This is a genomic window from uncultured Ferrimonas sp., from assembly GCF_947489035.1.
Classification (GTDB): Bacteria; Pseudomonadota; Gammaproteobacteria; order Enterobacterales; family Shewanellaceae; genus Ferrimonas.
On record NZ_CANLCI010000009.1, the window covers coordinates 1 to 13220 of the forward strand.

Genomic DNA, 13220 nt, shown 5'->3' on the forward strand with positions numbered 1-13220 from the left:
GTCCCGGCAATGACCTTTATGCCGCAGCGGGTCATGCACAATAAGTTCAACAGCTAATTGGTACACAGCCTTTTTTTATTCGTGCGGTTTCATTCCGGCTGACTGTATCGGCGCGGCCTGACGCGATCACGACTGCTGTTGTTGATGCGCCTGCAAGGTGTTTTTCAGTAAGCAGGCGATGGTCATTGGGCCAACGCCGCCAGGAACTGGGGTGATTGCCGCAGCCTGTTCAGCCACCGCAGCAAAATTAACGTCGCCCACCAGTTTGGCCGCGCCGTCTCGCTCAATGCGGTTAATGCCCACATCCAACACCACTGCGCCGGGTTTCACCCAAGTGGCATCCACCATCTCAGCGCGCCCTACCGCCACGATTAAGATGTCGGCTTGGCGACACAACGCTTCAATCTGCTGGGTGCGTGAATGCACAATGGTAACGGTGCAGTGCTGCTGCAACGCCAATAACGCCGCCGGTTTGCCAACAATGTTAGAGCGCCCCACCACCACCACGTGTTTGCCCACCAGATCCACTTGCTGTTGTTGCAGCATCAACAAACAGCCCAGCGGAGTACAGGGCACAAAGGCATCGGTGCTGCCGCTCAGCAGCAGCCCCATGTTGTAAGGATGAAAACCATCAACGTCTTTGCGCGGATCAATGGCGGCGATCACCGCTTGCTCATCAATCTGCTGGGGCAGCGGCAACTGCACCAAGATCCCATTGATGCTGTCATCGCCATTCAACTGCTCAATAACCGCCAGCAGCTGCGCCTGACTGGTGTCGTCGCCAAGGCGGTGCTCCACACTGCGAATGCCAGTGTGTTGGCACTGCTTAAGCTTATTACGCACATAGACCTGACTGGCCGGATCGTCGCCCACCAGCACAACGGCCAAGGCCGGCTGTACCTGCCCTTGGGCGGTAAGCTCGCTGACCTGCTGCTTAATCTCAGTTAACAGCTGCTGTGATAACGCCTTACCATCAATCAATGTTGCGCTCATTGGTTCTCCACCGTGCCTTTAATAAAACCTGTAATTTAAGGCCGTTAGCCTAGCAAATGTTAGTCAACGGCGATACGTAATCGCCGCCTAACAGCCTGAACCACTGCGACAGCTATGGTAAACTGCGCGGCTAATCTATGAGGAGCCGCATGTCCCTATACCTTCAACTTGGCTGGTTTTTCCGGCGCCACGCCAACACCTATCTGCTTGCCCTCGTTATGTTAGTGGCGGTGGCGTTACTGGAACTGAGCGTCCCCTACCTCGTGGGGCAAACCTTGGATCAACTGCTTGCCAGCAGCAACGGCGATTGGGACATCACCAATTTGTACCTGTTGGCGGGCATAGGCTTGGCCTTGTATGGGCTGCGCTTTGCTTGGCGCACGGTGCTGTTCAGTGCCTCGTATCGGCTCGGCAGCCATCTGCGAAACCACTTTTTCTCGCGCTTAACCAAGCAGGGGCAGGCGTTTTTTAGCCGCCACAGCACCGGCGATCTGATGGCTCAAGCCACCAACGACGTGGATGCCATCGAGATGGCCGCAGGCGAAGGGATCTTAGCGGGGTTTGATGGCCTCCTAACCTTCGTGCTGATCCTCGCAATGATGCTCAGCGTGATCGATTGGCGCTTAACGCTGGTGGCGCTGTTGCCATTTCCTTTTATGGGCTACAGCTTCTACCGCATCTCCAACACCTTGCATCGTCACTTCAAAGATTCGTTAACGAAGTTTTCCCACCTGAACGAGCGCAGCCAGCAAGCCATTGCCGGGATCCGCCTAGTTAAAGCGATGGGACGAGAGCAGATTGAAAGCCAACAGTTTGATCGCATCACCAACGACACCGCGCGCAGCAACTATTTAGTGGCGCGCAGTGAAGCGATGTACGATCCCGCGGTGTTCATTAGCCTCAGCGTGGCCACCGCCCTCACCTTAGGTTTTGGCACCTACTTGATCATCAATCAGCAGCTCACCATCGGTCAGCTCACCAGTTTTTCGATGTATCTGGGGCAGCTGATCTGGCCGATGTTTGCCTTTGGGTGGTTGTTGAACATCATTGAGCGTGGCAGCGCCGCCAATGATCGCCTAACCGCGATGATCAGCGTGCCCGATTCCGTGGCCGATAATGGCCACAGCGAACGCCACGGCAGCGCCATCCGCATCCGCGACTTAAGCTTTCATTACCCTGAAGATAACCACCCCAGTTTAAGCGCCATTAATTTGGATCTGCCGCCGGGCAAAACCGTCGCCATTGCTGGCCCAACGGGCGCGGGTAAAACCACCCTACTGCGGCTCTTAATGCGCCAATTTGACGCCAACGGCATTGAACTGGACGGCAAACCCCTAAGCGAATATCCGCTCGCGCAACTGCGAAGTGCTTTCTCGGTGGTGCCGCAAGATCCGTTTTTGTTCTCCGCCAGCATCCGCGACAACATCGCTTTAGGCCGTCCTGACGCCAGCGACGAACAGATCGCCCACGCCGCCCGCTTAGCCGCCGTAGAACAAGACATTTTGCGCTTCCCAAAGGGCTACCACACCGAAGTGGGCGAACGCGGGGTAACGCTGTCCGGCGGCCAACGGCAGCGTTTGGCCATCGCCCGGGCGCTGTTGATTGATGCCCCGATCCTGCTGCTTGACGATGCGCTTTCCGCCGTCGACACCAGTACCGAGCAACAGATCTTGGCACACCTGCGCCAACGACCGGCGCAGCAAAGCCGCATCATCATTGGCCACCGCCTGTCCTCGTTGATGGACGCCGACGAAATCATCGTGATCAACCAAGGCCAGATCAGCGAACGCGGCAACCACCAGCAACTGCTGGATCACGACGGCTGGTATAGCCGCATGTGGCAATACCAACAGATGGAGGCGCAACTGCATGTCAGCCACTAACGCCAAAGGGCGCCAACGCAGCACCTTCGATCTGCTGTTCAGCTACGTATTAGCCGATAAACCGCTGCTGTATAAATCCCTAGGGATCTTACTGCTGGCCACCATCGGCGACGTTGCCGGGCCGATGTTAGCCAAGATCTACATCGATGATTATCTGCTGCTCAATAACTTTGACGCCGCGCCATTGCTGACGTTATTGGGGCTGTATGTGCTGTTGCAGCTCAGTTCCGCGTGGCTGCGCTACCGCCAAGCACTAAACTTCACCAACATGGCGTTGGCGGCCGTTACCGACATTCGTAAGCGCGTGTTCGAACGGGTGATCCGCCTGCCAATGAGCTACTTCGATCACGCCCGCACCGGACAATTGGTCAGCCGCATCACCAACGATTCCGAAGCGATTAAAGATCTGTACGTGCAGTTTTTATCCAACGTGCTCGGCAACGTGATGCTGTTGATTGGGATCTTAATCGCCATGGCGATCCTTGATCTGAAATTGATGCTGATTGCGCTGGGGCTGATCCCAGCGGTATTGCTGATCATCTACCTGTATCAGAAGATCAGCGGCAAAGTGGTGGCCGAAAGCCGAGCGCTGCGCTCAGACATTAACGCCAATTTGAATGAATCCATTGGCGGCATGACCGTGCTGCAAGCCACCAACCAAAGCGAACGCTACGGCCAGCGCTTTGAACGCCTGAACCACGATTACTATCTGGCAAGGCTGAAAACCGTTAAAGCCAGTGGCGCCCTGCTGCGCCCCGCCATCTCGTTCCTCAGTGTGATGACCACGGTGCTGTTGCTGTACGTCTTTGGTCAGCAAGTTATCAGTGGCGTGGCCGAAATTGGCGTGTTGTACGCCTTCTTAAACTACATGGGGCGCTTTACCGAGCCACTGGCGGAGATCACCCAGCGTTTTAACCTGTACCAACAAGCGATGACCGCCGGCGATCGCATCGCCACCTTGCTGAACGAAGAGCAGCAGCACTACGGCGCCAAGCAGGATCAGTTGGCCAACGGCAGCATTGCGCTAAAGCAGCTTAACTTTGGTTATCACAGCGGCGAACCGGTACTGAAAAACCTGAACTTAACCATTGCCGATGGCAGCTTCTACGCCGTGGTTGGCCATACCGGATCAGGCAAAAGCACCCTGTTAAGCCTGCTGCTCGACTTCTACCCCGTAGACGCCGATCAATTGCACCTTGGCGACAGCGACATCAACGACTACAGCCAACAAGCCCTACGCCATGGCATTGGCTTGATCCCGCAAGAGCCGTTCATCTTGGCGTCCACCGTCTTTGCCAACATCGACATGGGCCGAGGCCTCAGCCAAATCCAAGTAGAGCAAGCGGCGCGGGCGGCGGATCTGCACCACACCATTACTCAACTGAACGATGGCTACCACACCGAACTGGGTGAAGGCGGCATGCGTTTATCCAGCGGCCAACGGCAGCAGTTGGTGATCGCCCGCGCCTTAGCGGCCAAGCCTAAGATCTTGCTGCTGGACGAAGCCACCGCCAACGTCGACAGCGAAACCGAACAGGTGGTGCAGCAGGCGCTGAATAAACTGCGCGGCGAGATCACCATCATCGCCGTGGCTCACCGCCTAAGCACCATCAGCCACGCGGATGAAATTGTGTTGTTGAACGGGGGTGAAATCACCGAACAAGGCACTCACCAGCAGTTGATGGCATTGGATGGCGGCACCTACCGCGCCATGTATCAGTTGCAGCAACAGGCCGCGCGGGTTGAACAGGCACAAGCCAGCGCCTAAGCCTTCAGCCCAGCCCAGCCCTCAACTTAAGCGTAAAAAAAACACAACGGCCAGCGCATCTGCGCTGGCCGTTGCGTGTTCTTTCCGCCGTACTGCCCGCAACGCGGTGCGCGGCATTCGCGCCGCTTAGGCGCGAAGCTGCGCCACCATCCGCGATAATTGATGCAGTTCGTTGCTGATTTCGCTGTTCGTCCGTGACGTACTGTCGGTGCCCTTAACCGCTTGCTGTGCATAGTCCGCAATGGTCAGCATGTTGTCGTTGATCTGGTTGATCACCCCGGTTTGCTCTTCTGCCGCCACCGCAATTTGGCTGTTAAGCGCCGCCATGCCTTCGACCGATTCAACGGCCACCTCTAACTGCGCGGCTGTGGTCGTGGATTGCTGAATGCACGCCAGCGCCATCTCTTGCCCACGGGTCATGTTCTCAACCACCCGCGCGGTCTCTTTCTGCAATGTTTCCAGCAGCTGTTGAATGTCCTCGGTTGAAGATTGGGTGTGCTCAGACAGCGATCGCACCTCGTCGGCCACCACCGCAAACCCTTTACCAGACTCCCCTGCCCGCGCCGCTTCAATGGCGGCATTCAGTGCCAGCAAGTTGGTTTGATCGGCAATGCTGCGGATGGCACTGAGAATGTCGCTGATCCGCGCGGTTTCCGTTGCCAACGACGTGATGTCTTTCGAGGCTTGATCAATGTCGTCGTTCAAGCTGTTGATCATATAGCTGTTCTTCTTGGCGTCGTCTTGGCTGATCCGCACCTGATCCAGCACGGTTTTGCCCAAATTGGCCGCCTCCACCGTAGAGCGAGCCACCTCGCCGACGCTGTTCGTCACGGCCGCCACCGAATCCACCGCCGTTTGCGTTTGCTGTTGCTGCGCCTGCACATTGCTGCAGGTGGTGGTCATCACTTCCGCGCTTTGGCGCGATTGCGACGCTAACGATTCCGAGGTATTGCTGATCTGTTCCACCAGCACACACAGTTTGTCCATCAACTGATTAAACGCCTGAGCCGATTGCGCCACTTCATCACGCCCTTTCAGGTGCAATCGCACCCCAAAATCTTGGCCACCCACGGCCAGCTCTCGCAGCCCATCGCGCAGAGTTAACACCGGTTTGGTGATCACTTTCGACAAATAGATTGGCATCAACATGCACATCACCAGCGCAACAAGCACAACCAGGCTGATCACCAGTTGGGCATGATATTCGTCTCTTTCCGCTTGTTGGGTTGCACTTAAGGTGGTTTGCTGCACCTTGTCTAACGCCGTCAACAGCGCGTTATCAACGGATTGCTCCATTAAGGTTAATCCCGGAGCTTGGGCGATGCCGCCGTTAAAATCCCCCAACTTAAACTGCTGCAGCAGCTGCAAGGCCCCTTGGTGGAAATTCCGATGTTGCTGATGGATCTCTTCCATTTGGGTGGAAAAAAACGCCATCTCTGCAACCGTTTTTTGTTGATTTTGGCTGTTCGATGCCTCGGCCATCAGCCGTTCAAGTCGTTGAAACTCCTGCTCAACATCAACCGATATCGCTTTAAACTCTCGGTCTAATTGCTGCAACTGCGTCTGCGTGTTATCACCGTTGCGGGCGGCATAGGCATAACCAATCGACCGCTCAAACAACACCGACTGCTTCAAGCGAGATTTGGTGATCTCGGTTAACGCATTGGTGATCGGCACATCCGATTCGGCAATGGCTCGCAGCTCGGCCCCCAATTTATTCATCTGCACCCAAGCCACACTGCCAATGGCGCAGATCAACAACGCATACAACACCGCCATCACGCGCAACTTGCCACTAATGGTAAAGCCATCCCATTTCGACATCCCACACTCCCTGTGTTATTCACAGCGCCTGGCGTCACTGTGCCTGCCGCTCACCTTCTAAAAAGTTAGGCCAGTGGTTTGAAATAACAACCGAAGTTTCGGTTTATATCCTCAGCAAACGCGCCCTTTTGGCTTCTTTGCCTACCCGCTTGCTGGTACCCTGACGCCACGTTTGTTGCTCAAAGAATGCCATGACCTGCCGCGCCGCCAAGATTACCGTTGCCCCATTGCCGCTCAGTGTGGATCCACTTTCGCTGTTTGCCCCCTTGGCTCAGCGCCCGTGGGCGATGCTGCTCGACTCCGCCATAGATCCCCAAGCCGAACGCCACATGGACGCCCGCTACGACATCATCGTGGCCGAACCGCTGGCGACGCTCACCACTTATGGTCAGCGCACTCGAATTGAACACCAAGGCAACGTAATAGAAAGCGATGAAGATCCGATGTTGCTGCTGCAGCAGTGGCAGCAACGGCTGTTAGGCACCGTGGTCGGCAGCAACGAACTGCCGTTTTGCGGCGGTGCCGCTGGTCACTTCAGTTACGATTTAGGCCGCCGTTTTGAACAGCTGCCCGCCACCGCCAGCGACGACATCGGCTTAGCGGAAATGGCGGTTGGGATCTACGACTGGGCGCTGCTGCTTGATCACAACAGTCAGCAAGTGCAATTGGCGGTGGTGGGTGATGCGCCGCAATGGCAACAGCGGCAGCAATGGCTGCAACAGCAATGGCAGCAAGCGCAGCCTTCAAGCAACCACAACTTTGCCCTGCAAGGGCCGTGGCAACATCAGATTGATCGCCAGCGCTACCAACAACAATTCGAGCAAGTGCAGGCTTATCTGCTCAGCGGCGATTGCTACCAAATCAACTTAACTCAGCGGTTTCAGGCCCCTTATCAGGGCAGCGAATGGCAAGCCTATCAGCGGCTGCGCCAAGGCAACCTTGCGCCCTTTTCCGCCTTCATCCGTTTGCCCGATTGCGCCTTATTGTCGGTGTCGCCAGAGCGATTTTTAAAGCTCGATGGCGATCAAATTGAAACCAAGCCAATTAAAGGCACCCGCCCCCGCAGCAATGATCCCAGCGAAGATAAAGCCAACGCTCAGGCGCTGCGCCAAGCCAGCAAGGATCAAGCGGAAAACCTAATGATTGTGGATCTGCTGCGTAACGACATTGGCCGCGTGGCCGCCGCAGGCACGGTGCGGGTGCCCAAACTGTTTGAGATCGAAAGTTTTCCAGCAGTACACCACTTGGTTAGCACCATTACCGCCACCTTAGCCCCACAACACAGCGCCACGGATCTGCTGCGCGCCGCCTTTCCCGGCGGTTCGATTACCGGCGCGCCGAAGATCCGCGCCATGGAGATCATCGAAGAGTTGGAGCCCCAGCGGCGTAGCCTCTATTGCGGCTCCATCGGTTATGTGTCGGTCAATGGCAAAATGGACACCTCCATCACCATTCGTTCGCTGGTGGCCAAAGCAGGACAGCTATACTGCTGGGCCGGTGGCGGCATCGTTGCCGATTCCGTTTGCGATGAAGAGCACCAAGAGATTTTCGATAAACTCAGCCGCATTCTGCCCCGCTTACAGTAAGCCGCAGCAATATGTTGGCAGCCTTGCCGGTCTATCCCTTTAGGGCCTAGCCCGCACCAAGCGAAACACCATTACATTGGAGCGTACCGTGTTAAAACCGTTGTTACTCACCCTTGCTATCGCCATCACCAGCCTCAGCGCACAGGCCGAAACCGCCCCCGATTTCAGCTTAGATCTGCACAACGCCAGCAGTTTGCAGCAGTTGTCAGAGCACAACTACGTGTACGTGGATTTCTGGGCCAGCTGGTGTGGCCCATGCCGTTACAGCTTCCCCTTTATGAATAAGCTGCAAGCCGAGCTGGGCGATGATGGCTTGGTGGTTATCGCCGTCAATGTCGACGTTGATCCCAAAGACGCCAAACCCTTCTTGCAACAACACCCAGCCGAGTTTGCCATTCACTACGATCCCAGTGGCGACATTGCCACCGCCTTTGCGGTGCGCGGCATGCCGTCCAGCTACTTGATCCACAAAGGTGAGATTTTAACTAAGCACGTGGGTTTTCGAAAAAGTAAGCAAGACCAAATGTTTGCAGAGATCGCCAGCTACCTGAAGCCGCAATAACCCGAACCCTTAGCGCCACCGCAACGGTCGCAACACGGCGTTGATGATGCTGCCATTCCACCTTTGTCGCTTGCTTGGCACGCGCCCGAAGCAGTAGATTAGAGTCAGTGCAACTATCGGCACCGCAGTGGTGCCGAGCGTATTTCAGGATCGCATTTTGACCACGGACGAATTTCTTACCCGCTTTCTCTACAACCCGCGCCCCGCGCTGGAAGATCCACTGCAAAGCCGTTTTGGCAATCACCCGCGGCTGCGCGATGCGGCGGTGTTGATCGCCTTAGAGCCCAGCCCCACCGGGCTGCAGATCCTCCTCACCGAGCGCACCAGTCAGATGCCCACTCACGCCGGTGAAGTGGCCTTTCCTGGTGGCAAAGTAGACGCCAACGATGCCGATCCTTGGCACACCGCCACCCGCGAATCTTGGGAAGAGATCGGCCTGCCAGCCAGCCACCTGCACCACGTGGGCGAATTGGCGCCCTTTCATACCATCAGCAAATTTAAGGTGTCGCCGCAGGTGGCGATTGTCACCAAGCCCTTTGAACCGCAGCTGTCTAGCCGCGAAGTCGCCCGCTTATTCCGCGCCCCACTGGCGGATTTTCTGGATCCACAGCAGCGCAGCTTTGTGCGCCTACAGCGCCACGATGCCCTGCATCAGGTCTACTTTATGCCCCACAACGTTTGGGGCGCGACCGCCGCGATGATGGAACAATTAGTGCGTCACCTCGGCTATGGCCAAGCCGCCAACCCAATGAGCGCCAGCGCCTAAGTCACAACCGCTCAATCAACAAGGAAGACGCGATAATGCGAACGCTTGCCGTAGCACTGGTTTTAGCCACCAGCTTAAGTGGTTGCAGCTCGTTGGGGGTACAGCCGTGGGAACGCAACCTGCTGGCGGATCCGCGCATGGCGCTGGAAGCCAATGCCATCGATAAAGGCTTTGACGACCACATCTATTTCTCTAAAGAAGCCAGCAGCGGCGGCCGTGGTAATGCCGGTGGAGGTTGCGGATGCAACTGAAGCCCTTTAAGTCGATCAGTGGTGCCTTAGCGGTCGCCAGCTTAAACGCCGTGGCACCGGCTCAAGCCGCTTGGTTTGAAGACAGCGACGATCACGACTGGCAGTTTGATACTGCGGTGATGGCCTATGCCGAAGGCGACGATCGGGTTCAAGCCTTAGAAGGCGCGGTGGTGGCCACCCGCACCGATGGCGACGACAACACCTTAAGCCTCAGCGCCACCATCGATTCGCTCACCGGGGCGTCTCCCACCGGCGCCGTGCAGCAAACCCAAGCGCAAACTTTTACTCGCCCATCCGGTAATGGCAGCTACACCGTTGCCGCTGGTGCTACCCCCCTAGACGACACCTTCAAAGACACCCGCGTGCAGCTTAATGCGGGCTGGGCCGCCAACATCAATCGTTACTGGCAGTACGATGTTGGCGGCCACCTTAGCAAAGAGTACGACTACTTATCGCTAGGAATAAATGGCGGGCTGGCGCGGCACTTCAACAACAAGAACACCACGGTACGCCTTGGCAGCAGTGTGTTTTTCGATACCTTCGAACCCGAAGGCGGCTTGCCTGTGGCGTTAGCAGCCATGGTAAAACGCAGCGACTTTGCCACCGACGAAGCGTTTCAGCAGGCGTTTGATGCCACCCGCGCTGGCAGCAACGACACCAAAACCATTGTTGAAGCCACACTGGGGTTAACTCAGGTGATCAACCGCAGCACCGTAATGCAGGTTAATTACAGCTACGCTGAGGCCAGTGGCTACCTAACCGATCCGTTCAAACTGGTGAGCGTGGTGGATGGCAGCGGCACCGTGCAAAGTCACCGTTATGAACAACGGCCAGACAGCCGCCGCAAACACGCCTTCTTTTGGCAAACCAAAACCCACTTAGGTGGGCCGGTGTTGGATGTCAGTTACCGCTTTATGAGCGACGATTGGCAGGTGGACTCCCACACCGTTGATGGCCGCGTTGATTACCGTTTGAGTAACGGCCACTACCTTGAACCGCACCTGCGCTATTACCAGCAAAGTTCGGCGGAGTTTTATCGGCCCTATCTGTTGGCTGGCCAGCCATTGCCAACCGGGCTCGATGCGGTCAGCGCCGATTACCGCTTAGCCAAAATGACCACCTACACCATCGGTGTAAAGTACGGCATGCCACGCGCCAACGGCGATGAAATGGCGTGGCGATTGGAGTATTACCTGCAGCAACCCAACGGCAACCGCAGCGATCAACCGGGTCAATTGGCGGGCGTTGATTTAACCCCAGAGGTGACCGCGCTGATGCTGCAGTTCAGTTATCGCTTTCATTAATTCTCTTCACCCCCGTGCGATTACGCCTGCGGCTAATCGCACCTACGAATCAAGCAGCTAACGCAATACTCGTAGCCCCGTAGGTCGGTATTTATGCCAACAATTTTTCGCAAGCGAGCATATAACGCGACAGCCGTAGGTCACGTTAGCCGCTCTTTGGCGTAACGTGACAATCCACGCACAACACCATCAACGGTACCGCCATGCCATCACTCTTGTGCGATTACGCCTGCGGCTAATCGCACCTACGTTAATCGACAAACCGCGCGGCATTGCGCCATCGCCGTAGGTCACGTTAGCCGCTGTTTGGCGTAACGTGACAGCCCATGTCGCCAAAGATCAAATAAAGCACAAACAAAAACGCCCAACCAAAGGGCTGGGCGTTTTGCTGAACTCGGTGCTGCGGTCGTAACGCGATTACGCGGCGCTGGATTCCCGCAACGCACGGCGCAAAATTTTACCGACGTTGGTCTTTGGCAACTCAGCCCGAAACTCAACATGGCGCGGCACCTTATAGCCGGTTAGGTGTTCGCGACAATGGGCCACCAACTCCTCTTTGGTTAAGCTGTCGTCTTTACGCACCACCACAATCTTAACCACCTCGCCGGCTTTCTCGTCCGGTGCGCCAATGGCGGCCACTTCAATCACTTTATCGTGCATCACCACCACGTCTTCAATCTCGTTGGGGAACACGTTAAAGCCCGACACCAAGATCATGTCTTTCTTGCGATCAACAATGGTGAAGTAGCCCTCTTCGCTCATAACCCCAATGTCGCCGGTAGAGAGCCAGCCATCTTTCAGCACTTCGGCGGTCGCATCGGGGCGCTGCCAATAACCGGCCATCACCTGCGGCCCCTTAATTTGGATCTCGCCCCGTTCACCGGGCGCACTTGGGTTGCCAATCTCGTCCACCAAGCGCATCTGAGTGGATGGCAGGGGCAAGCCGATGGTGCCATCAAAGCCGGTTGAGGTGTACGGCGAGAACGACGCCGCAGGCGACGATTCCGTTAAGCCATAGCCTTCCAGCAAACGGGTGCCCGTTACCTCTTGCCACTTCTCGGCAACCGCGCGCTGCACGGCCATGCCGCCGCCCAAACACAGTTTCAACTGCGAGAAATTCACCTGATCAAAGCCCGGGGTATTCAGCAGGCCATTAAACAGGGTGTTAACCCCAGTAATGCCGGTAAAGCGGTTGTTCTTCAGGGTTTTCACAAAGGCAGGCATGTCGCGAGGGTTGGTGATCAGCAGGTTACAGCCACCAATTTTCATGAACATCAAGCAGTTAGCGGTAAGCGCAAAGATGTGGTACAGCGGCAATGCGGTGATCACCACTTCGTTTTCGCCCAGGATCTCTTTGCCCATAAAGGCGGCGGCTTGCTCTAGGTTGGCCACCATATTGCGATGGATCAGCACCGCGCCTTTCGATACCCCCGTGGTGCCACCGGTGTACTGCAAGAAAGCGATGTCGTCGCCACACACTTCCGGTCGCTGGTACGGCAGCTTTGCGCCTTGTGCCAACACCTGTCGCAGCGGGATCGCTTGCGGCAGATTAAACGCTGGCACCATCTTCTTAACGGACTTAACCACAAAGTTAACGATGCTGCGCTTTGGCCAGTTCAGCAGATCCCCAAGCTCGGTCAAGATGACGTTCTTCACCGGCGTATGCTCAATCACCTCGGCCAAGGTGCTGGCAAAGTTGGCCACAATCACAATGGTGCTGGCGCCGGAATCTTTCAGCTGATGCTCAAGCTCGCGGGCGGTATACAGTGGGTTTACGTTCACCACCACCAAGCCCGCACGCAGGGTGCCAAACAGCGCCACGGGGTACTGCAGCAGGTTTGGCATCATCAGCGCAACGCGATCGCCCTTTTTCAGCCCCAGCTGGTGTTGCAGATAGGCGGCAAACGCGGTGGACTGCTGATCCAGCTCACGGTAGCTCAGCACTTGATCCATGTTTGAAAAGGCAGGCTTGTCGCCGTACTCCGCCACACATTGTTCTAACAGATCGACCAGCGAATTAAACTGGTTCGGGTTGATCTCGCTAGGTACATCAGCGGGATAGCTTTTCAGCCACGGAAAGTCCATTTAGCCTCCTCAGCGGCATCGGCATGCCATTGATTTTTGTTATCGGTATTAAACAAGCGTTTGAACGATTGTGTGACCGAGGACACAAAATTGCAACCCCGTTTGCGGGCTTCGCGCCGATGGTGATGCCGCTGTAACTGAATTACAGAGGTGGAAAATTTGGCATAAAAAAAGAGAAGCCGACGCTTCTCTTTGTTT

General features: G+C 56.1%; 10 protein-coding genes. 7 read left to right on the top strand and 3 right to left on the bottom strand.

The window, feature by feature from the left end:
- Positions 1 to 126: 126 nt before the first annotated feature.
- The gene (gene folD / locus Q0796_RS07360; RefSeq protein WP_298441589.1) at positions 127 to 993 is read right to left on the bottom strand and encodes a bifunctional methylenetetrahydrofolate dehydrogenase/methenyltetrahydrofolate cyclohydrolase FolD; all 867 of its coding nucleotides are present in this window, start codon (positions 991 to 993) and stop codon (positions 127 to 129) included.
- A gap of 149 nt (positions 994 to 1142) precedes the next feature.
- On the opposite strand from folD, the gene Q0796_RS07365 reads away from it, so the two are divergent.
- Positions 1143 to 2876, top strand: a complete 1734-nt coding sequence (locus Q0796_RS07365; RefSeq protein ID WP_298441591.1) for an ABC transporter transmembrane domain-containing protein — start codon at positions 1143 to 1145, stop codon at positions 2874 to 2876.
- The gene (locus Q0796_RS07370) at positions 2863 to 4644 is read left to right on the top strand and encodes an ABC transporter transmembrane domain-containing protein (protein WP_298441592.1); all 1782 of its coding nucleotides are present in this window, start codon (positions 2863 to 2865) and stop codon (positions 4642 to 4644) included. Before Q0796_RS07365 ends, Q0796_RS07370 begins: the two co-directional genes overlap by 14 nt.
- Before the next feature lie 126 nt (positions 4645 to 4770).
- On the opposite strand, the gene Q0796_RS07375 is transcribed toward Q0796_RS07370, so the two are convergent.
- The gene (locus Q0796_RS07375) at positions 4771 to 6468 is read right to left on the bottom strand and encodes a methyl-accepting chemotaxis protein (protein ID WP_298441593.1); all 1698 of its coding nucleotides are present in this window, start codon (positions 6466 to 6468) and stop codon (positions 4771 to 4773) included.
- Positions 6469 to 6659: 191 nt separating this feature from the next.
- Between Q0796_RS07375 and pabB the strand changes: the two genes are divergently transcribed.
- From pabB to Q0796_RS07400, 5 genes are all read left to right on the top strand, one after another.
- Positions 6660 to 8054, top strand: coding sequence for an aminodeoxychorismate synthase component I (gene pabB / locus Q0796_RS07380; RefSeq protein WP_298441595.1), 1395 nt, complete (start codon positions 6660 to 6662; stop codon positions 8052 to 8054).
- A gap of 88 nt (positions 8055 to 8142) precedes the next feature.
- Positions 8143 to 8616 (top strand): TlpA disulfide reductase family protein, encoded by a 474-nt coding sequence (locus Q0796_RS07385; RefSeq protein ID WP_298441596.1) that lies wholly within the window; start codon positions 8143 to 8145, stop codon positions 8614 to 8616.
- Positions 8617 to 8773: 157 nt separating this feature from the next.
- Positions 8774 to 9382, top strand: a complete 609-nt coding sequence (locus tag Q0796_RS07390; RefSeq protein ID WP_298441599.1) for a CoA pyrophosphatase — start codon at positions 8774 to 8776, stop codon at positions 9380 to 9382.
- A gap of 32 nt (positions 9383 to 9414) precedes the next feature.
- Entirely contained in the window at positions 9415 to 9633 is a 219-nt protein-coding gene (locus Q0796_RS07395; RefSeq protein WP_298441776.1) for a DUF4266 domain-containing protein, read from the top strand.
- Positions 9624 to 10937, top strand: coding sequence for a DUF3570 domain-containing protein (locus Q0796_RS07400; protein WP_298441601.1), 1314 nt, complete (start codon positions 9624 to 9626; stop codon positions 10935 to 10937). The genes Q0796_RS07395 and Q0796_RS07400 overlap by 10 nt, the downstream gene beginning before the upstream one ends.
- 417 nt (positions 10938 to 11354) lie before the next feature.
- On the opposite strand, the gene fadD is transcribed toward Q0796_RS07400, so the two are convergent.
- A complete protein-coding gene (gene fadD / locus Q0796_RS07405) occupies positions 11355 to 13022 on the bottom strand; it encodes a long-chain-fatty-acid--CoA ligase FadD (RefSeq protein WP_298441603.1) in 1668 nt (555 codons plus the stop codon).
- Between the last annotated feature and the right edge of the window lie 198 nt (positions 13023 to 13220).